This is a genomic window from Streptomyces qaidamensis (assembly GCF_001611795.1).
Lineage (GTDB): Bacteria > Actinomycetota > Actinomycetes > Streptomycetales > Streptomycetaceae > Streptomyces > Streptomyces qaidamensis.
The window spans coordinates 7742555-7761852 of sequence record NZ_CP015098.1; the positions used below are offsets into that span (position 1 = coordinate 7742555).

The window sequence follows — 19298 nt, forward strand, 5'->3', positions numbered from 1 at the left end:
ACGCGCCCGGCACCAAGAGGAAAGAGGAACATGGAAAACGAAACGGAAAACGAACGGGTTGACCAGGTCAAGGTCCTGGCACCGACCGGCATGCTCGGAGCCGGCTTTCCCGAGGCCACGATCGAGCGAGGCCTGGCGCTCGGCGCCGATGTCATCTCCGTCGACGGGGGCAGCACCGACTCCGGTCCCTACTATCTCGGCGCGTCACAGCCCAAGACCACCCGGGCTGCGGTCGCCCGTGACCTCCGAATCCTGCTCAAAGCCGCGGCAGGCGCCGGTATTCCGCTGATCGTGGGCTCGTGCGGCACCAGTGGAACCGATGCCGGTGTCGACTGGGTCGCCGGCATCGTCGCCGACATCCTGGCGGCCGAGGGACTGCGGCTGCGGGTGGCGCGGATCTACAGCGAGCAGGACACCGGCGCACTCCTGGAACGCCTGGCCGAGGGGCGGATCCACGCCCTGCCCCCACTGGGCGAACTGGAGCCGGAAACGCTGCGGAGCTGTACACACATCGTCGGAGCCATGGGGCACGAGCCGATCGTCGCTGCCCTCGAGACCGGGGCACAGGTCGTGCTCGCCGGGCGCGCCACGGACACCGCCATCGCCGCCGCCCATCCGCTGATGAAGGGGATGCCCGCCGGGCCGGCCTGGCATGCAGCGAAAATCATCGAGTGCGGTGGGCAGTGCACCAGCGATCCGCGCGCGGGCGGGGTGCTGGCCACGATCGACGCCGACGGCTTCACCATCGAGCCGCTCGACCCGACGGTCGCCTGCACCCCGATACTGGTGGCCGCCCACATGCTGTACGAGACGGTGAACCCGTTTCAGATGCGGGAGCCGGACGGGACGCTGGACGTCCGTGACGCCGTCTACACCGCCCTGGACGAGCGCACGGTGCGAGTCGAGGGTTCGCAGTTCCAGGTCGCCGACCAGCACACCATCAAGCTCGAAGGCGCCCGGATCACCGGCTACGAGACCATGTCGTTCAGCGCGATCCGGGACCCGCACATCCTGGCGAACATCGACGACTGGGCCGATCTCATGCGCACGATGATCACACAGCGGGTGGAACAGACGATCGGCCTGAGCGAGGACAAATACGCCTTCGACCTGCGCCTCTACGGGCACAACGCCATCCTCGGGGATCTCGATCCGGCATGGGGGCCGCCTCGCGAGGTGGGAGTCATGCTCCTCGTCAACGCACCGGACCAGAGCACCGCCACCGCCGTCGCGAAAATCGCCAATCCCTTGATGCTGCACCTGCCGACGGCCGACATGGACCACCTGCCGAGCCTCGCGTTCGCCACCTCACCGGCGGAAGTCGAGCGCGGTCCGGCGTACGAGTTCGTACTCAACCACGTCGTCGACACCCTCGCCCCCGTCGACATGTTCCGCACCGAGATCGAGGAAGTCCCCCACCATGGCTGAGGCCACCCCCACCACCCTGGGAGACCTGGCGTACGAGGTCCGGTCCAAGAACGCCGGACCGTTCTGGGTCACCATGGAGCTGTTCCTGCGTGACGCGGACGGCTATCGCATCGCGGCCGACGAGACGTTCCTCAACGAGGGAACCGTCGCCCGGCTCTACGGAATCGACGAGGCCGACGTGCAGATGTTCCGCATCCCCTCGCTGAACGTCGTCAAGATCTCCTTCCCGCGTCCTGTCAGCCAGGCATCCCTGCGAGACCGTGACGTCCACTCCGGTCAGCACCATGTGCCGTTGGCGGTGCTGCCCCTGCCCGCCACCTGACACCGTCCGGACGCGGCACTTCACAGACTCACCCTCCCCACCAGCATCTGAAGGAGCAGTTCCTTGAACCCCCTTGCCGTGCCCGAACCGGTTACCCGTGCCCGACCCCGGGCCCGCGCACGCCGCTCGGCAAAGTTGACGGCACTGCTCGCGGCCGTGGCCGCGGCCGTGGGCACCGTGGGCGCCGCGCCCGCCACCCCGTCCGCCGCCCCGCACCCCACCGCCGCCACCTGCCCGGGCCACTTGGCGGAGAAGGCCACGTGCCACACCGGCCGGGACGCCAACGGCGCCTACTACACCATGGCCGTCCCCGAAGACTGGAACGGTTCCCTCGTCGTCCACGCCCACGGCGGTCCCGACTTCTCCTACGATGAGTCCACCCCCACCGAGGACCTGGAACGCTGGGCGGTGATGGCCGACGAGGGCTATGCATGGGCGGGTTCCTCGTACCGGCGCGGCGGTTACGGGGTGAGGATGGCCGCCGCCGACACGGAGAACGTACGCCGCCTGTTCGTCAGCCACTTCGGCCGCCCCGACCGTACCTACCTCCACGGCCAGTCCTGGGGCGGCAATGTCGCCGCCAAGGCCGCCGAGACCTACGGTGGGAAGCCTGGCGCCTACGACGGGGTGCTCCTGACCAACGGCTTCCTGGCCGGCGGCTCGCGCGGCTACGACACGCGCGTGGACCTGCGGTTGGTCTACCAGTACTACTGCCGCAACCTGCCCCGTCCCACCGAGACGCAGTACCCGCTGTGGCAAGGACTGCCCGCCGACTCCACGATGGCACCGGACAAGGTCCACGCCCGACTCCATGAGTGCACCGGCATCGACTCCGAGCCGGCCGGCCGGACGGCGCGACAGCAGCGCAACCTCGACGACATCCTGTCCGTCACCCGCATCCCGGAACACTCGCTCGCCACGAACATGCAGTACGCGGCCTTCCTCCTCCAGGACATCGTGCACAAGCGGCTCGACGGCCGTAACCCCTTCAGCAACCGTGGGGTCCGCTACGACGGTTCACACGACGACAAGGCGCTCAACGCAGGGGTGGCCCGCTTCTCGGCTGACCCCGCCGCGCGCCGCGACCTCTCCTACGACAGTGACCTCACCGGACGGATACCACTGCCGGTCCTCACGCTGCACGCGATCGACGACCCACAGGTCTTCGTCGAGCACGAGGCGGCCTACCGCGCGACGGTCCAGGCCGCCGGCCGAAGCGGGAACCTCGTCCAGACCTTCACGAGGGAGAGCGAGCACAGCGCGCTCAGCAACGCGGAGTACGCCAACTCCCTGGCGGCATTGGACACATGGTCTCGCACCGGGAAGAAGCCCACTCCCAGGTCGATCGCGCGTTCGTGCAGCGCGTTCGACACCGCCCACGGTGGCGGTTGCTTCCACGATCCGGCTTTCGGCCCCGACCCGCTCGCCTCCCGGGTCCGTCCCCGGCCCGGGGGCCTGCACTGGCCCGCCATGTCCGCGGCGCGGGAACGGGCGTGGAGCCGCATCGAGGGCGTGGGCATCGCGCCCTGAAACGGCCGAACGGTTCCGCAAGTCACCTACGCGGTCACGGCGTCGGTCGCAGCTGGGGCCGTCACGCCCCCATCCGGACTCCTGACGTGGCTGTCATCGATGAAGGGAGCGCCATGTCAACCACATGGTTCATCACCGGTACTTCCTCGGGTTTCGGGCGTCTGCTCACCGAGAGGCTGCTGGCTCGCGGTGACCGGGTCGCCGCCACCGCACGTCGGCCCGAGGTACTGGACGATCTGCGTGCTCAGTATGGTGAGCGCCTCTGGTCGGCCCGGCTCGACGTCACTGACACCGAGCAGATCCACCAAGTCGTAGCGGACGCCTTCAAGGCGCTCGGCACGATCGACGCGGTCGTCAACAACGCCGGCTACGGCGTCTTCGCCTCCGTGGAGGAGGCCACTGACGAGCAGATCCGACGTGTGGTCGACACCAATCTCCTCGGGTCGATCCACGTCATCCGCGCAGCTCTGCCGCATCTGCGCGCGCAGGGGCACGGACGCATCGTGCAGGTGTCGACCGCCGGCGGCCAGACGGCCTATCCGAACTTCAGCTACTACCACGCGTCGAAGTGGGGAATCGAGGGCTTCTGCGAGACGGTGGCTCGCGAGATCGCCCCGTTCGGCATCGGCCTGACCATTGTCGAACCCGGCGCCACCCCGACCGGGTTCGCCGGTGCTCTCGACACCGCACCCGTGATGCCGGAGTACGTGAACACCCCGGCAGGCGAGGTGCGGCGCGCCATCGCATCGGGCGACTTCCCCTTGCCGAACGACCCGCACAGGATCGCGCAGGCCATGATCGACCTCGTCGACTCGGCAGACGCGCCGCTGCGTCTGCCCCTGGGGTCCGACACCTTCGAGGACGTACGGGCATCGCTCGTCGCCCGGCTGGCCGAACACGACGCGCATCGCGACATCGCCCTCGGGGTGGCGCATCGCGACGCGGAGTGATTCCTCTGGCCGGTGGACGTGTGTCCCGGAGCGGACGAGGAGGTCGGTGACGACTCGACGCACGCTGTTCAGCCCCGAGACCTCGACCGACCAGGTGTCCTGCGTCTGTCCCGACGAACCGGCCGGCCAGTTGCAGTCGGGGTTCAGCTCGCGGGGGAGTCCTTGGTCAGCGCGTCCATGAGGAGGTCGATGAGGCGATGGGCCTGCTCTTCGGCGCTGTGTTGCGCGGAGTAGGCGACGATCGCCTCCTGGGTGTCGCGTGTCGAGACATGCCATCAGCGGATCCGCAGGCGGCGGAACCGCTACAGGTGGGCGAACGCCTGCTCCGTGACGCGACGTTGAGCGCCCGGGCCGGGGCGTGCGCCGGGCCCGGCCGAGCGATCCGCAGGTTCACGCCCAGATCCGGCATGGGACGCCGTCCTTGCCCTGCCCCCGCCGCGTTCGGCAGGTATCGCACCCGGACGCTGTCCAAGCGCAGTGGGTCGGTGACGTCGTTGCGGCCGGCCTCAGCAGAGGGCGGCAAGCAGAGGTGGCCACCGCACGCCCTGAGCCATCCACTGATGTCGGGGTCCTGCGGTGGCCACCGGGCTGAAGGCAGCTCAGAAGCTGTCCAACCGGTTACCTACCGATCGGGTTGAGGTAGGTGGCCGGGTGGGTGGCGCCGTCCTGCTTGAGGATCTGGCCGCCGAACGGCCACGTCAGCGTGAAGTGCTTGGTCTCGTTCGGAGGAGTGACCAGGAACTTCGCCGGCACGAACTTCTCCTTCTGCGGCGTGGACTCGGCCACGGGGAGCAGGGTGATGCTGAAGTCCACCGTGTCGCCCTGCTCCAGGGTCATCTTCACGGGCGCCTTGGAAGAGCGCGCCAGCGACCAGGTGCCGTCGCTCTGCTGAGCACCGACCATGTCGACACCGGCGAAACCGGACAGGGTGCAGGTGCGCTTGCTCTGGTTGGTGAACCAGATGTACGCCTGGGTCTGCTTCTCGCTCTGTCCCATCTCCGGCCTCGCGTCACCCCCCGTGGCGAAGCCGGCCTTCAGGTCGGCGGTGTGACAGCGGGTCGGCTCCGCTTTGGCGGGGGCGGCCGACGCCGGGACGGCGGCAGCCGCAGCGCCCACGACGACGACACCCGCAAGGGCCACAACGGTCAGCTTGTTCTTCATCATGAGGGTTCCCCTCCCCTGTGGATCGGCGCGCGAGGTCAGCGCGCGCCTACGCACCTGAAGATGCGCAATGTGCGGAAGGGGTTCAGTGCGCGGCCGGACAACTCCCTGATTTCTGGGTCTTCAACGTTGAGCGGCGCGGAGGTGTCCGCGGGCTCGGCGGAGTGGTGGTGAACCCGTGGGCGGGGCGACGGCCGCCCTGCCCACGGGCGCGGTCGCGGACGAGGGCAGGGCGGAGCTCAATTCAGCAGGGGGCAGGTGAGGGGTAGGACGCGTTCGGTCAGCCGGCCGGTGAGGTGGGTGTCGGTGAGGGCGGCGCCGGTGAGCCAGTCCGCAGCGGTCAGCCGGTCGATCAGGTCCCGCAGTTCGCCGGAGCCGACCGGGACCCGGGTGGTGAGGGCATTCAGGGTGACGCCCCGGCCGCCGGGTCCGAGGCGTCCCACGCCGTCCGTCCACGTGGCCAGCGTCAGGGCGAGCAGCCGGGTGCCGGCGGGCGCCTTGGCCTTGCGGAGCTTCTTGTCCGAGACGACTCTCCGGGCCCAGCCGGAGAGCTTGGGCCGAGTCTTCCTGCCGAACGTGAACGGGCCCGTCCCGTCCTCGCCGGGCACCAGGGAGGGGACGGTGATCGGGGTGGGGTTCTCCGGCCGGGAGGCGAGCAGCTCGCCGACGGTGCCGGGGAGGGACAGCCAGCCGCAGCCGGTGAGCTGCTCGACCAGGTCCTCCGGGTCGGTCAGGCCCAGCGCGTTGACGTCCTGGCCGACGAGGTTGCCGGTGCCGGTGTGCGCGGCGCGCAGGGTCAGCAGCAGCACCAGCAGCCGTGCTTCCGGTCCGGGAAGCGGTGCGTGGCCGGCCACGTGCGCCAGGACGGAGCGCGCGTACTCCCACTGCTTCGGTACGGTCAGCAGGCGCACCACGCCCGGTTCGTCGGCGTCCGCCACGCAGCCGGTGCGGTGCCGGTGCTGGCGCCGGATGACGGCGGCGGCCTGCTCGGCACGCTGGGCTTCCAGCCGCAGGGTGACGTCGCAGCTGACGTCGGACCAGGTGAGGAAGGCGAGGGCTTTACGTTCCTGGAGGTCGGCCAGCAGCGCCAGGTCGGGCTCGGGGCGCTTCTGGTAGGCGCGGAAGAGGTCACCGAGCTCGGCGAGTTCGTCCCGCAGGGACACGGGCCGCAGGTCGCGCGGAATGACACGCTGGGCGATCCTCGCCTCCGGCGGGCGGCGGCGCCGTGCGGGTACGGGGAGGGGCGCCGGACATCCCGTCCGGGTGGTGGCCTGCTGGTCGGAGAACTGCGGCGTGTCCGCGCCGGCGCCTGCCGCTGCGGGGGCCGGGCGGTCGGCGGTCCGGGGCGCGGACGGATGGGAGGTGGCCGCGGTCCGGGCCCCGGGAGTGGCGGCGGCACACCTCGAACAACACTCCAGGGCCTGCCACCAGCGCCCTGCCCGGTCGGTGATCACGGTCAGGACGACCGGTCCGCCGCACCGCCAGGGTTGTTCGGTACGCGCAAGCCTGCCGGTGCCGGGGAGGTGGGCCCGGCAGCCGTCGGCCAGGCAGGCGCAGTAGGAATCGGCTCTGGGGGAGGGGGTGGCGCGCAGGTGCGCCTTCAGGTGGGCGACCGCGGCCGTACGGCCTGCCGCCGCGGAGGGCAGACGCTGCTCGGCACAGGCGGGTCGGCTGCACGAGACGCGCACCTCCGCGCTCCCTCGGCCTACGGGGTTCAGACGCACGGTCCACCGGCGCCCCGGCACCCGTTCGTCCAGCTCGCTCCCTGCGGCGGCCTGTGACATCCCGTTCTTCCTCCGTCTTCCGTGACCTGCATGTCACCGCTGCTTCCCGTTGTGCCGAGAGGTGTTCGGGTGGCGGGTCCACGGTATGCGGCACAGAGGTGAGGGGGGATGAAACAGCACAGGGTGAGGGCTTTCGGGTGACAACGCCGTCCGTTTCGGTGAACCCGGGCTCGACGGCCGTCACGACGACGGAGACGGCACCAACGGCACGGTGTTCCTTTCGACGGAAGGGCGTCGCCGGTCGCGAGGAGGGGATCGCTTTCCGTCCTTGATCACGGCGGCGAAACGACTCCGACGGTCACGGCCGGACGGGCGTGCGCGGCATCGGCCGTTCGAGATCCGGGTCGCCGAACTCCGCGCGCAGCGCCTGGAATGCGGTCACCTTGTCCTCGCCGAAGCGCCGGACGTGGGCGGCGTATTCCTCGGGGGAGAGGTATGCCGACGGCCGGGACTTGGTGTGGAACTTGTCGGCGTACATCACGAGCCTCTCCTCTTCCGTCACCGCCACGTAGTCGGCGGGAGGCAGGGGCAGTCCCTGGCTCACGATGTCGTGCCGCGTGAGTCCCACTCCGGTGTGGTGGGAACAGAAGCGGCGGAGGGCTTCGGGGAAGCCCTCCGCTTCGAGGATCTCGTGGCCGAGCAGGCCGTGCCGGACGTAGTTGCGGTGGTCCAGCCGTCCGTCGTGCCCGTAGAGGCGGTAGACGCCGATGTCGTGGAGGAGACAGCCGGCGCGGACCAGATCGGCGTCGAGGTGCGCGAGGTGAGGCGCCGACAGGAGCTGCTCGGCGATGTCCCAGACGATCTCGCAGTGCGTGTGGACGAGGGCGAACGCCTCGGTGGTGGGCGCGTACTTCTCGTGCAGCGCCCGGATCTCTGCGGGGCCCGGAATCCTCATCGGGGGAGCGTAACAACCGTTCGTCCGGCTGAGCCGGGAAGTTCCCGCAGCGGCCCTTTTCACGCGATCGGATGGTGCTTCGGGGAGCGGGCACCTGCCCTGCCTGCGGGCCGTTCGACCTGGTGACGGGACTTGTCGTCCATTCTCAGCACGGTGACGGGAGCACACCATGGGCCTGCACTTCCACCGCAACCCCGACGGCACGACGACCGGGCGCAACGAGGCCAACGGCTTCACCGTGACGCATGCCGAAGAAGAAGAGGTGAAGCGGCAGTTGTACGAGGACGCCGGGTGGGAGTACTCGCCTCCACCGCCCCCGGTGCCGCCCGGGTTTCACAGGTTCTCCTTGGTGCACGACGAGTTCCGGGCCTCCGGCTTCGAGGACGAGAGGTACGCGGGACTGCGGGCGCATCCGCCCGAGGGGTGTGTGCCGGTCGACTGGGGCTGCTTCGCCCTGGAGTGCGAACGGCCTGGGAAGACGCTCCTGGAGGCGGTCGCCGGTACCGTCGCGGAGGTTCGCCGGGAGCACGGGCTGGTGATGAACAGCCTGGGGGTCGAGAAGCCCCAGGAACGGTTCGACGCGGACAGCAAGGACGGGTACGCCGCGAAGATCGTCGCGCATGTCGTGCTGATGGCCGCTGACCGCGCCCGGCTGCTCGGATACGGGCGCAAGGACGTGGTCCGGCTGCTCGACGCCACGGGGATCGAGTAGTGGAACGCCTTGGTCGGCGGGGACCGACGCCCGCGGAAATCCCGTTGTCCGGTACGTCACCTCCTGACAAGGTCGCGCCCATGCCCGCCTTCACCGCACTCGACGGCACCACCCTGGCCTACCACGTGACGGGAGACGGACCGCCCCTGGTCTGCCTCCCGGGTGGCCCCATGCAGGACTCCGTGTACCTGGGGGACCTCGGCGGTCTGACGGCCCGCCGTACCCTGATCCGGCTGGACCTCCGGGGCACGGGCCGCTCCACGGTTCCGCGGGACCCGGCGTCATACCGCTGTGACCGGCAGGTCGGCGACGTCGAGGCGCTGCGTGCGGAGTTGGGCCTGGAGCGGGTCGACCTGCTCGGGCACTCGGCCGGGGCGAACCTGGCCGTGCTGTACGCGGCCCGGCATCCGGAGCGGGTGGGCCGGCTCGTGGTCGTCACACCGAGCGTCTTCGCCGTCGGCCTCGACGTCACCGCCGAGGACCGGCTGGAGACGGCCCGACTGCGCCGGGACGAACCGTGGTTCGCACCGGCGCAGGCTTCCCTGGAAGCGATCACGTCCGGCCGGGCGAAGCCCGCCGACTGGGACACCGTCGCCCCCTTCTGGTTCGGCCGGTGGGACGACGAGGCGCGCCGGTTCCGCGCTGCGGAGCATCAGCAGCGCAACGACGAGGCCGCGGCCCGCTACGCCTCCGAAGGTGCCTTCGATCCCAGCGCCACGCGTGCCGCTCTCGCCGAGTCGCCCTCACCGGTGCTCGTCCTCGCCGGGGAGTACGACATCGCCGCGCCCGTGCGGGTGATGAAGGAGTACGCCGCCTTGTTCCCGCAGGCGGAACTCGTCGTGCAGAGCCGAGCGGGGCACTTTCCGTGGCGGGACGGGGCGGGTGCGTTTGTGACGGCCCTGGCGGCCTTCCTGGATCAGGCGTCCGCCCCGCTGCCCGGCACATAGTCGGGGTCCACCTGCGCCGCCAGATCCCCGCCCGTACGTGCGTCCGCCCAGGCGTGGACGTTGCGCAGGTGGAACTCGACCGCGTGGCGGTGGAGCCGATTCCAGTCGCGGACCTCGGAGTCGACCGCCTCGCGCAGGATCGCGAGGGCGTGGCGGTTGTGCGGCTCCAGTGACGCCAGTGCGTCCGGGCCGGACCCTGCTCGGCCCTGTTCCGCCGCGCGGACCCAGGGGGAGTGCACCAGGTGGGTCAGGAGGTCGTCGCCCACCTGCTCCTTGAGGAAGAGCAGGTCGTCCTCGCCGGTCACCTTGTTGCCGACGACCGCGATGCGGATGCCGAACCGTTCCGCGTGGTCACGGTACTGGCGGTACACCGAGACGCCCTTGCGGGTGGGTTCCGCCACCAGGAACGTCAGGTCGAAGCGGGTGAACAGGCCCGACGCGAAGGCGTCCGCGCCCGCTGTCATGTCGACCACGACGTACTCGCCGGGGCCGTCCAGCAGGTGGCCGAGGTACAGCTCCACCGCACCCAGCTTGGAGTGGTAGCAGGCCACGCCCAGGTCGGACTCGTCGAACTCGCCCGTCACCATGAGGGGGACGCCGCCCGCCCGGCCGACGTGCCGCGTGTGCAGCTCGTCGTCGCCGAGCGGGCGCAGGAGGCGGGACCCGCGACCCGGCGGGGTCGTCTTGATCATCGCCTCGGGGGAGGGAATGCGGGGATTGTCGCCCCGCAGGAGGGTCTTGATCTCGGGCACGTGCGCGCCCAGGGGAGGGGCGGAAACCTCCGAGCCGCCGAGCGCCTCGGCCAGGTGCTGGTTGATGTCGCCGTCGATGGCGAGGACCGGTGCGCCGGAGCGCGCCAGGTGGCGGGAGAAGAGCGCGGACAGCGTGGTCTTGCCGCTGCCGCCCTTGCCGACGAACGCGACCCTCACGATCGTCCCACCTTTTTGAAAATGGATGTCATGTGGATAGGTTTAGGGAGTGGTCCGCACCCATGTCAAATCTCCTGCTCCGTACGGGATCTGAGGCGTCCTCGACGTGGATCACCCGGTTGACCGGCGTGTTCCGCTTGATGCATATGCTGTGCAAGTGCGTCATCAGAGCATCAAGAGCCGCCTCCGGTTTCTCGCCGCCCTCGCCCTCGCGCCGTGTCTGGCCGGCTGCTTCGTGTCCCCCGGCGGGGAGCCGTCGTCGCAGGGCGGGCCGTCGGGCTCGCGGCTGCGCGTCGCCCTCGCCTTCCCGCCCGCCGAGAATCTCTCGCCGTACGGAGCCGACGCCACCCTGCTCAGCCGCCTCGGCGTCACCGAGGGACTCACCGCCCTGGACGCCAACGGCGCCGCGGCCCCCGCGCTCGCCCGGTCCTGGCACCGGGAGGACGACCGCACCTGGCGGTTCACCCTGCGCGAGGCCACGTTCCAGGACGGCACGGACGTCACGCCTGCCGCCGTGGCCGCCGCGCTCACCCACGCCACCCGGGCAGAGCCCGCCCCCGCGGCCCTCGCCGGCGTCACCCTCGGCGCGAAGGCCGACGGCGAGCGCGGCATCCGCATCACCACCCGGGAGCCCGACCCCGTCCTGCCCATGCGCCTGGCCGGTCCGAGCCTGGCGATCCTCTCCCCGAAGGCGTACCGGAAGAAGGGCAGCCCCACCCCGGTCGGCACCGCCACCGGCCCTTTCGAGATCACGGAGGTCAGCGGCGGCGGCTCCGCCACCCTCGACCGCTACGACGACTACTGGGACGGCCTCGCCCACGCCACCGGTATCGACGTGCGCTTCGTCAAGGACGGCACCGCCCGGGCCAACGCCGTCCGCACCGGTGACGTCGACATCGCCGAGGCGATCCCCGTCGCCCAGGCCGCGACCCTCGACAAAGCGACGCTCAAGGAAGCCGGCACCACCCGGACCACCAGCCTGCAGCTCAACACGGAGTCCGGGCCCTTCAAGGACCCGGAGCTGCGCGCCGCCGCCCGCACGGCGATCGCGCCCTCCGCCCTCGTCAAAGGCGTCTTCGAGGGGTACGCCGACCCGGGCGCCGGTCTCTTCGGACCCGCCGTCACCTGGGCCGAGAGCAAGCGGGTGGAGCCGGCCGGCCGTGCCGAGCCCGCCCGGCCCGACGGCACGTCGATCACCCTGGCCACCTACGACAACCGGCCCGAGCTTCCCGAGGTCGCCCAGGTCGTGCAACAGCAGCTGCGGAAGGCCGGATTCGCGGTGAAACTGGAAGTGCGCGAGTACTCACGGCTGGAGAGCGACGCGCTCGCCGGGAAGTTCGACGCGTTCATCGGCGCCCGCAACAGCCTCCTGGACACCGGCGACCCCGTCGGAGTCCTGGGCAGCGACTACACCTGCGACGGCGGCTACAACCTGGCCCGGCTGTGCGACGAGAAGACCGACCGGGCCGTCGCCGAGGCCGTCGGAACCGACGGCACCGGTGAGCGGCAGGACGCCGCCATGGCCGCCGAGGCGGCGATCCTCGGCACGGACGCGGTCGTGCCGCTGGCTCACCAGCGGATCATCGCCGGCGTCTCGGCCAAGGTGCGGGGTGTGCTGCTCGACCCGTACGAGCGGACCCTGGTCGGTACCGGGACGCGTCGCTGACCGGCCCGTTCAGGCGGGCAGCCGCGTGTCGATCACGCAGCTGATCTCGATGAGCTGCCCGGGAAACGTCAGTTCGGTGACGCCCAGGGCCGTGCTGACCGGGCGGTGGGCGCCGAAGTACGCCCGGTTCGACTTCGCCACGACCTCGGCGTTGCGCACCAGGTCCACCGCGTACAGCGTCTGGGACACGATCTGGTTGCGCGTCACGCCGTAGCGGGACAGGACCCTGTCGAGGTTGATGTAGGTCCGCTCCAGTTGGGCGGTGAGGTCGTCCTCGGGACGGAAGCCGCCCGCCTCGTCGAACGCGAGCTGTCCGGAGACATGGATCAGGTCACCGGACCTGATCGCCTGGGCGTAGCCGAAGTGGCTCTCGGCGGGGATGCCGTGGTCGTAGACGTCGATGGTGGTCACAGGCGGTGTCCTTCCGTCGAGCGCGCATCTGCGCTCTCTTGCGGTTACTGGGAAACCGTAGGAGAGTGAGCGCCGACCTGGAAGAACGCACTTTTCGGTAACGGGGGAACCAGATGGTGACCAAGCAGTTGAGGGACCTGCCCGAGAACGCGGACCTGCGGCGGGCGGACTCCCTGGCGCGGGAGATCTTCTCCGACGTGGCCAACAAGTGGGCGCTTCTGATCATCGAGGCCCTCGGCGAACGCACCCTGCGCTTCAGCGAGTTGCGCGACGAGGTCGAGGGCGTCAGCCACAAGATGCTGACCCAGAACCTGCGGATGCTGGAGCGCAACGGCCTGGTCGACCGGACGGTGTACCCCACCGTGCCGCCCAGGGTCGAGTACACCCTGACCGAGCCGGGCCGGGCCCTGCGCGCCACGGTCGACGCGATCTGCGGCTGGACCCACCGGTACCTCGGCCACATCGAGGCGGCGCGCGGCCGGTTCGACGACTGACCGCCCCGCCGTTGCTGCCGTCAGCCGGCGACCAGTTCCCGCACCTGACGGGGCGCCACCGGCTCCTCGACGCGCGAGGTCCGGTACAGCCACAGCACGTCACGCCCGAACGACCAGACCAGCAGGCCCAGGGCCAGGGCCGCCACGCCGAAGTTGCCCGCGTACGGCAGCAGATCGGCGCCCGCGACCAGCAGGAGCACGCCCTGGAGGGCGGCGACGGTCTTGCGGGCGGTGCTCGGCGGGAGCGCGGCGGTCAGCCAGGGCCACACCCGCGCGGCGGCGACGAAGACGTACCGCATGCCGCCGATCAGCAGCACCCACGGGCCCAGTTGCATCGACACGTACACGCTCAGTACCAGGATCAGGAACGCGTCGACCTCCATGTCGAAGCGCGCGCCCAGCGGCGTCGACGTGCCGGTGCGGCGGGCGACCTTGCCGTCGACGCCGTCGAGGATCAGCGCCACCGCCGTCAGACCGACGAACAGCGACACGGGCGGTGAGCTCTGGAAGGAGTCGGCCACCAGGGCCGTGACCCCGCCGACGAGGGTGGCCCGGCCGAGGGTGACGCGGTTGGCCGCGCCGAACGAGCGCAGCCGGGAGCGGTGCAGGGCCCGCGAGAGCACCGCCCAGGTGGCGATCGCGAACGCGAGGCCGGTCAGCCATCCCGCCGGCCCCATCCCGATCGCCGTGCCGATCAGGGCCAGCAGCAGGACCTGCACTCCCGCCCCCAGGGCGGTCTCCTGCTGGAGCCTCGCGTCGTAAGTGTTGTTCAGGGCCACCGAACACCCTCCGGCCGTGTGACAGAGTCGATCAACGCCGCTACCTTGTGCGCGGCCTGTGCACCCCTCGGTACGCAAGCAGCTTCCCGATCGTTCAGGAGGACTTCGATGAAGCACACCGCACGGGCGTTCTGGATCGACTCGCCTGGGCGAGGCGGCATCCGGGACGTCACCCTGCCCCCGCCCGGCGAGGGCGAGGTGCTGGTCCGCACGCTGTTCTCCGGCGTGAGCCGCGGCACCGAAACGCTCGTCTTCCGCGGCGGCGTGCCTGTCAGCCAGCACACCGCCATGCGCGCGCCGTTCCAGGAGGGCGACTTCCCGGCCCCGGTCAAGTACGGCTACCTCAACGTCGGCGTGGTGGAGGAAGGACCCCGGGAACTCACCGGCCGCACCGTCTTCTGCCTCTACCCGCACCAGACGCGCTACGTCGTACCGGCCACCGCGGTCACCCCCGTCCCGGACACCGTGCCCGCCGAGCGGGCCGTGCTCGCCGGGACCGTGGAGACCGCCGTCAACGCCCTCTGGGACGCCGCCCCCCTGGTCGGAGACCGGATCGCCGTGGTCGGCGGCGGCATGGTCGGCTGCTCGGTGGCCGCCCTCCTCGCCCGGTTCCCCGGAGTCCGCGTCCAGCTGGTCGACGCCGACCCGTCCCGCGCGAAGATCGCCGAAGCGCTCGGCGTCGGCTTCGCCACCCCCGAGGACGCCGACGGGGACCGCGACCTGGTCGTCCACGCCAGCGCCACGGAAGCGGGCCTCGCCAGGTCCCTGGAACTCCTCACCGCCGAGGGGACCGTCCTCGAACTGAGCTGGTACGGCGACCGGCAGGTCAGCCTCCCGCTCGGTGAGGCCTTCCACTCCCGGCGGCTCGTCATCCGCAGCAGCCAGGTCGGCACCGTCTCCCCGGCCCGCCCCAACCGCACCTACGCCGACCGGCTCGCGGTCGCCCTTGACCTGCTCGCCGACCCCGCGCTCGACGCCCTCGTCACCGGCGAATCCCCCTTCGAGGACCTGCCGGACGTGCTGCCCAAGCTGGTCTCCGGCGAGGTCCCCGCGCTGTGCCACCGGGTCCGTTACGACGAGAGCGATTGACGCATCGGCTGACGATTCGTTCCATCCGGTACGAGTTCCGCCACGACAAGAGCGCCTGACCTGAGAAAAGACGTACGGAAGGCTGAACAGGGGAAGGCAACGAGCCGTACTACTCGGCATCCCCGGCACCCGAGAGCGGGGAGCAGACGCGCCGCACCTGGAGGGTCGTCCGTTGTTCAGCATCACCGTCCGCGATCACATCATGATCGCCCACAGCTTCCGTGGCGACGTCTTCGGACCGGCCCAGCGCCTGCACGGGGCCACGTTCCTCGTGGACGCCACCTTCCGGCGCGAGCAGCTGGACGACGACAACATCGTCGTCGACATCGGCCTGGCCACCCAGGAACTCGGCGCGGTCGTCAGCGAGCTGAACTACCGCAACCTCGACAACGAGCCCGACTTCGCCGGAGTCAACACCTCCACGGAGTTCCTCGCCAAGGTCATCGCCGACCGGCTCGCCGAGCGCATCCACAAGGGGGCGCTGGGCGAGGGGGCCAAGGGCATCGCGGGCCTCACCGTCACGCTGCACGAGTCGCACATCGCCTGGGCGAGTTACGAGCGTGCGTTGTGACCGACACGACCATCGAGCGGCCCGAGCACATGGGTCCGGCGCCGGCGCGGCTGAATTATGTTCCCGTGCAGCACGCTTCCCTGAAGAACGCCGAGATCATCCCCATGTCCCTGCGCACCGTGCACTTCGTGCTGCCGGGCGGCGTCGACGACCCGGCGGTGCCCAGCGGCGGCAACGCCTACGACCGGCGGGTCTGCCTGGACCTGCCCGGCTTCGGCTGGCAGGTGACCAAGCACGCCGTGGCCGGTGACTGGCCCCGGCCGGGGGCCGACGCCCGCACGGAACTCGCCCGCACCCTGAGCGGGTTGCCCGACGGGGCCGCCGTCCTGCTCGACGGGCTGGTGGCCTGCGGCGTGCCGGAGATCGTGGTGCCCGAGGCGGAACGGCTGAGCATGGCCGTCCTCGTCCATCTCCCGCTCGGCGACGAGACGGGACTGGACGCGGCGGTCGCGGCCGAACTGGACGCCAAGGAGCGGACGGTGCTGCGGGCGGTGCCGGCGGTGATCGGCACCAGCGACTGGGCCGTCCGCCGCCTGGTCTCCCACCACGGCCTGCCGCCCGAGCGGGTCCACGTCGCGGCCCCCGGCGCCGACATCGCGCCGCTCGCGCCGGGCACCGACGGTGTGTCGCGCCTGCTGTGCGTAGCCGCCGTGACCCCGCGCAAGGGCCAGCACCGGCTGGTGGAGGCGCTGGCCGCGGTCCGCGAACTGCCGTGGAGCTGCGTGTGCGTCGGTGCGCTCACCCAGGACCCGGAGTACGTCGCCCATCTGCGGTCCCTCATCGCCGAGCACGGCCTGCAGGACCGGCTGGAGCTGGCCGGCCCGAAGTCCGGCCCAGCGCTCGACGCCAGCTACGCCACCGCCGACCTGATGGTCCTCACCTCCTACGCCGAGACGTACGGCATGGCGGTGACCGAGGCCCTGGCACGCGGCATCCCCGTGATGGCCACGGACGTCGGCGGGCTGCCGGAGGCCGTCGGCCGTGCGCCCGACGGCGGTGTCCCCGGCATCCTCGTCCCGCCGGAGAACCCCGCGGCCATCGCCGCCGAACTGCGCGGCTGGTTCGGCGAGGCGGACGTGCGACGCCGGCTGAAGGCCGCCGCCCGCAGCCGCCGCGCCGCCCTCGACGGCTGGGCGACGACCGCACAGAGCCTGGCGGCGGTGCTGCGCCGGCTCCCGACCGAACCCCGGAGGTCAGCATGACGAACCCGGCGACGACGACCCAGCAGGGCGGGGCGATTCCGGCCCAGCCCGGGCCGAGGGAGGTCACGGGAGTGACGGACGGCATGATTCCGGGCCTGGGCTCCAGCATCGAGTTCGGTCCGGGGCAGGCCCCCGGAGGCGTCATCCCCGGTGCAGGGCCCAGCGGCAAGCCCGGCTCGCGGCCGACCGTCAAACTGCGCGAAGCGGACCCGGACGATCCGCCCCGCTACGCGCCCGAGTGGCTGGAACTGCGGGAGCCGGCCGATGCGGCAGCGCGGGCGCACGACCTGCTCGACCCGCTGCGGATCCGGCTCGCCAACCTGCCGGGCAGGTCGGGCATCGTCATCCACGACCTGGGCTGCGGCACCGGCTCCATGGGCCGCTGGCTAGCGCCCCGCCTGGACGGCGCCCAGCACTGGATCCTGCACGACCGCGACCCCTACCTGCTGCACTTCGCCGCCGTCGCCTCCCCGCGCTCGGCCGCCGACGGCAGCCGGGTCTCCGTGGAGACGCGGCGCGGTGACATCGCCCGTCTCACCCCGGACGCCCTGCAGGGCGCGTCCCTGGTCACGGCGTCCGCCCTGCTGGACGTCCTCACCCGCGAGGAGATCGACACCTTCGCCGCCGCGTGCGCCGGAGCCGGCTGCCCCGCCCTGCTGACGCTGTCCGTCGCCGGGCGCGTGGAACTGACCCCGTCGCACCCGCTGGACGCGGAGCTCGCCCAGGCGTTCAACGACCACCAGCGCCGCGACGGCCTGCTCGGCCCCGACGCGGTCACGGCGGCGGCCGAGGCGTTCTCCGAGCACGGCGCGACCGTACGGCTGCACCCGAGCCCTTGGCGGCTCGGCCCCGAGCAGGCCGCGCTCACCGAGCAGTGGCTGCGCGGCTGGGTCGGCGCCGCCGTCGAGGAGCGCCCCGAGCTGCGGGCCGAAGCCGACGTCTACCTGACCAAGCGGCTGGCGGCCCTGGCCGCGGGCGAGTTGCGCGTCACCGTCCACCACGTCGACCTCCTGGCCCTGACCCGCCCGGTGGGCGGAGCGTCATGACCCCCCAGGCGACGGGAACGCGCCCGCGCACCACGCCCGCCGAGAACCGTCCCGCGACCGGCAGCGGCACCCGCGCGGTGCCGGTGTCCGGTGCGGCGGGCACGGCCCGGGCGGGCACGGCCGTGCCGCGTCCGGCCGTGGGCGGCAGCAGCGCCCCCGCCGCCTCGACCCCGTCCGGCCCGGCCCGGCCGACCGAAGTCCCACCACCGGCCACCGGCCTGGAGGGCCTGGACGGCCTGGACGGCGTGAACGGCCTGAACGGCCTGAACGGCGTCGGCTCTATCGGCACCGCCCTGAACGGCGTCGGCACGACCTGCACCGACACCGACAGCACGGGCCCGACCGCTACCGACAGGGGCAGCGGCGGCCCGGTCGGCACCGGCACGGAGGACCCCGGCACGGACAACCCCGCTCCCACTCCGCGCGGAGCCATCCGTACCGCCCTCGCCCGGCTCGCCACTCCCGCGGTCCGTACGCATCTCGGCACCGTCGCCGGAATCGCCATCCTGGCGGTGCTGTTCTGGCGGCTCGGTACCGGAGTCTTCCTGGACGGGCTGCGGCGGATCGACGGCGTGTCACTGCTGCTCGCGCTCGGCATCGGGCTCGTCACCACCGTGTGCAGCGCGTGGCGGTGGGCCATCGTCGCCCGGGGGCTCAGGATCCGGCTGCCGTTCGGGCCGGCGGTCGCCGACTACTACCGCGCGCTGTTCCTGAACGCGGCCCTGCCCGGCGGCGTCCTCGGCGATGTGCACCGGGCCGTGCGGCACGGGCAGAGCGAGGGGGACCTGCGGCGGGGCGTGAAGGCCGTCGTCCTCGAACGGACCGCCGGGCAGATCGCGTTGTTCGCGGTCGGCGCCGTCGTCCTGCTGGTCATGCCGTCCCCGGTGCTGGACGAGGCCCGGCACATCGCCCCGCTCGCGGTCCTGGCCGCCCTGGGCGCACTCGCCGTCGTCCTCGCCCTGCGCATGAACCGCCCGGCGCCCTCCCCCCGCGGCCGCAGGCTGCGCGCGGTCCTCGCCGAGGCCCGCGAAGGGCTGCTGTCGCGCCGGAACGGGCCCGGAGTGGTTGTCTCCTCCGCGGTGGTGCTGGCAGGTTACGTCGCGATGTTCGTACTCGCCGCCCGTGTCGCCGGGACCGCCGCCTCCGTGGCCGTCCTGCTGCCCCTCGCGGTGCTCGCCCTGCTGGCGATGGGCCTGCCGCTGAACGTCGGCGGCTGGGGGCCCAGAGAGGGCGTCACCGCCTGGGCGTTCGGCGCCGCGGGGCTCGGCGCGGGCCGGGGGCTGGCCGTGGCGGTCGTCTACGGGGTGCTCAGCCTCGTGGCCAGCCTGCCCGGCCTGATCGTGCTCGTCGCGCGCTGGTACACGGGCCTGCGGGCCGGGTCC

General features: G+C 71.6%; 18 protein-coding genes and 1 pseudogene. 13 read left to right on the top strand and 6 right to left on the bottom strand.

Annotation, left to right across the window (positions count from 1 at the left end):
- Nucleotides 1-30 precede the first annotated feature (30 nt).
- The 4 genes from A4E84_RS33935 to A4E84_RS33950 all read left to right on the top strand — a co-directional run bounded on the left by A4E84_RS33935 (nt 31) and on the right by A4E84_RS33950 (nt 4230).
- Nucleotides 31-1428, top strand: a complete 1398-nt coding sequence (locus tag A4E84_RS33935) for an acyclic terpene utilization AtuA family protein (RefSeq protein WP_062930199.1) — start codon at nt 31-33, stop codon at nt 1426-1428.
- Nucleotides 1421-1750 carry a DUF4387 domain-containing protein gene (locus A4E84_RS33940; RefSeq protein WP_062930200.1) on the top strand — a complete coding sequence of 110 codons (330 nt, stop codon included), beginning with the start codon at nt 1421-1423 and terminating at the stop codon, nt 1748-1750. Before A4E84_RS33935 ends, A4E84_RS33940 begins: the two co-directional genes overlap by 8 nt.
- Nucleotides 1751-1813: 63 nt before the next feature.
- Nucleotides 1814-3280 carry a DUF6351 family protein gene (locus A4E84_RS33945; RefSeq protein WP_418082237.1) on the top strand — a complete coding sequence of 489 codons (1467 nt, stop codon included), beginning with the start codon at nt 1814-1816 and terminating at the stop codon, nt 3278-3280.
- Nucleotides 3281-3393: 113 nt separating this feature from the next.
- Nucleotides 3394-4230 carry an SDR family oxidoreductase gene (locus A4E84_RS33950; protein WP_062930202.1) on the top strand — a complete coding sequence of 279 codons (837 nt, stop codon included), beginning with the start codon at nt 3394-3396 and terminating at the stop codon, nt 4228-4230.
- A 618-nt stretch (nt 4231-4848) separates the two neighbouring features.
- Here the strand turns inward: A4E84_RS33950 and A4E84_RS33955 are convergent.
- The 3 genes from A4E84_RS33955 to A4E84_RS33965 form a co-directional block, all read right to left on the bottom strand.
- A complete protein-coding gene (locus tag A4E84_RS33955; RefSeq protein WP_062931719.1) occupies nt 4849-5391 on the bottom strand; it encodes a DUF4232 domain-containing protein in 543 nt (180 codons plus the stop codon).
- A gap of 239 nt (nt 5392-5630) precedes the next feature.
- The gene (locus A4E84_RS33960) at nt 5631-7175 is read right to left on the bottom strand and encodes a hypothetical protein (protein ID WP_062930203.1); all 1545 of its coding nucleotides are present in this window, start codon (nt 7173-7175) and stop codon (nt 5631-5633) included.
- Between the two features lie 298 nt (nt 7176-7473).
- Nucleotides 7474-8070, bottom strand: a complete 597-nt coding sequence (locus A4E84_RS33965) for an HD domain-containing protein (protein WP_062930204.1) — start codon at nt 8068-8070, stop codon at nt 7474-7476.
- 169 nt (nt 8071-8239) lie between these two features.
- Here A4E84_RS33965 and A4E84_RS33970 point away from each other — a divergent pair, with 169 nt between their 5' ends.
- Together A4E84_RS33970 and A4E84_RS33975 are read left to right on the top strand one after the other, a co-directional pair.
- Nucleotides 8240-8782 (top strand): hypothetical protein, encoded by a 543-nt coding sequence (locus A4E84_RS33970; protein WP_062930205.1) that lies wholly within the window; start codon nt 8240-8242, stop codon nt 8780-8782.
- Between the two features lie 80 nt (nt 8783-8862).
- Nucleotides 8863-9729, top strand: a complete 867-nt coding sequence (locus A4E84_RS33975) for an alpha/beta fold hydrolase (RefSeq protein ID WP_062930206.1) — start codon at nt 8863-8865, stop codon at nt 9727-9729.
- Here A4E84_RS33975 and A4E84_RS33980 read toward each other — a convergent pair.
- Entirely contained in the window at nt 9699-10658 is a 960-nt protein-coding gene (locus tag A4E84_RS33980) for an ATP-binding protein (protein WP_062930207.1), read from the bottom strand. The genes A4E84_RS33975 and A4E84_RS33980 overlap by 31 nt on opposite strands.
- Nucleotides 10659-10809: 151 nt before the next feature.
- Between A4E84_RS33980 and A4E84_RS33985 the strand changes: the two genes are divergently transcribed.
- A complete protein-coding gene (locus tag A4E84_RS33985) occupies nt 10810-12324 on the top strand; it encodes an ABC transporter substrate-binding protein (RefSeq protein ID WP_062930208.1) in 1515 nt (504 codons plus the stop codon).
- A 9-nt stretch (nt 12325-12333) separates the two neighbouring features.
- Here A4E84_RS33985 and A4E84_RS33990 read toward each other — a convergent pair whose 3' ends face one another.
- Complete coding sequence (locus A4E84_RS33990; protein ID WP_062930209.1) at nt 12334-12735, bottom strand: RidA family protein; 402 nt, start codon at nt 12733-12735, stop codon at nt 12334-12336.
- Between the two features lie 113 nt (nt 12736-12848).
- On the opposite strand from A4E84_RS33990, the gene A4E84_RS33995 reads away from it, so the two are divergent.
- Nucleotides 12849-13229, top strand: a complete 381-nt coding sequence (locus tag A4E84_RS33995; RefSeq protein ID WP_062930210.1) for a winged helix-turn-helix transcriptional regulator — start codon at nt 12849-12851, stop codon at nt 13227-13229.
- Between the two features lie 20 nt (nt 13230-13249).
- Here A4E84_RS33995 and A4E84_RS34000 read toward each other — a convergent pair whose 3' ends face one another.
- Complete coding sequence (locus A4E84_RS34000) at nt 13250-14008, bottom strand: CDP-alcohol phosphatidyltransferase family protein (RefSeq protein ID WP_062930211.1); 759 nt, start codon at nt 14006-14008, stop codon at nt 13250-13252.
- 108 nt (nt 14009-14116) lie between these two features.
- Between A4E84_RS34000 and A4E84_RS34005 the strand changes: the two genes are divergently transcribed.
- The 5 genes and pseudogenes from A4E84_RS34005 to A4E84_RS44900 all read left to right on the top strand — a co-directional run.
- Nucleotides 14117-15097 carry a zinc-dependent alcohol dehydrogenase gene (locus A4E84_RS34005; RefSeq protein WP_062930212.1) on the top strand — a complete coding sequence of 327 codons (981 nt, stop codon included), beginning with the start codon at nt 14117-14119 and terminating at the stop codon, nt 15095-15097.
- 172 nt (nt 15098-15269) lie between these two features.
- Nucleotides 15270-15668 carry a 6-pyruvoyl trahydropterin synthase family protein gene (locus A4E84_RS34010; protein ID WP_062930213.1) on the top strand — a complete coding sequence of 133 codons (399 nt, stop codon included), beginning with the start codon at nt 15270-15272 and terminating at the stop codon, nt 15666-15668.
- Nucleotides 15665-16870: a glycosyltransferase family 4 protein gene (locus A4E84_RS34015; RefSeq protein WP_062930214.1), complete on the top strand. Its 1206-nt coding sequence runs from the start codon at nt 15665-15667 to the stop codon at nt 16868-16870. The genes A4E84_RS34010 and A4E84_RS34015 overlap by 4 nt, the downstream gene beginning before the upstream one ends.
- Nucleotides 16867-17916, top strand: coding sequence for a methyltransferase domain-containing protein (locus tag A4E84_RS34020; RefSeq protein ID WP_062930215.1), 1050 nt, complete (start codon nt 16867-16869; stop codon nt 17914-17916). The genes A4E84_RS34015 and A4E84_RS34020 overlap by 4 nt, the downstream gene beginning before the upstream one ends.
- Nucleotides 17913-19187 (top strand): annotated as a pseudogene (locus tag A4E84_RS44900) (lysylphosphatidylglycerol synthase transmembrane domain-containing protein); the annotation flags it as partial. The gene A4E84_RS34020 and the pseudogene A4E84_RS44900, both read left to right, overlap by 4 nt.
- Nucleotides 19188-19298 lie beyond the last annotated feature (111 nt).

What these genes read in the sequence shown, in the direction of transcription:
- A4E84_RS33935 (WP_062930199.1), top strand. Translation starts at nt 31, where the DNA reads ATGGAAAACGAAACGGAAAACGAACGGGTTGACCAGGTCAAGGTCCTG.
- A4E84_RS33940 (WP_062930200.1), top strand. Translation starts at nt 1,421, where the DNA reads ATGGCTGAGGCCACCCCCACCACCCTGGGAGACCTGGCGTACGAGGTC.
- A4E84_RS33950 (WP_062930202.1), top strand. Translation starts at nt 3,394, where the DNA reads ATGTCAACCACATGGTTCATCACCGGTACTTCCTCGGGTTTCGGGCGT.
- A4E84_RS33955 (WP_062931719.1), bottom strand. Translation starts at nt 5,391, where the DNA reads ATGAAGAACAAGCTGACCGTTGTGGCCCTTGCGGGTGTCGTCGTCGTG.
- A4E84_RS33960 (WP_062930203.1), bottom strand. Translation starts at nt 7,175, where the DNA reads ATGTCACAGGCCGCCGCAGGGAGCGAGCTGGACGAACGGGTGCCGGGG.
- A4E84_RS33965 (WP_062930204.1), bottom strand. Translation starts at nt 8,070, where the DNA reads ATGAGGATTCCGGGCCCCGCAGAGATCCGGGCGCTGCACGAGAAGTAC.
- A4E84_RS33970 (WP_062930205.1), top strand. Translation starts at nt 8,240, where the DNA reads ATGGGCCTGCACTTCCACCGCAACCCCGACGGCACGACGACCGGGCGC.
- A4E84_RS33975 (WP_062930206.1), top strand. Translation starts at nt 8,863, where the DNA reads ATGCCCGCCTTCACCGCACTCGACGGCACCACCCTGGCCTACCACGTG.
- A4E84_RS33995 (WP_062930210.1), top strand. Translation starts at nt 12,849, where the DNA reads ATGGTGACCAAGCAGTTGAGGGACCTGCCCGAGAACGCGGACCTGCGG.
- A4E84_RS34005 (WP_062930212.1), top strand. Translation starts at nt 14,117, where the DNA reads ATGAAGCACACCGCACGGGCGTTCTGGATCGACTCGCCTGGGCGAGGC.
- A4E84_RS34020 (WP_062930215.1), top strand. Translation starts at nt 16,867, where the DNA reads ATGACGAACCCGGCGACGACGACCCAGCAGGGCGGGGCGATTCCGGCC.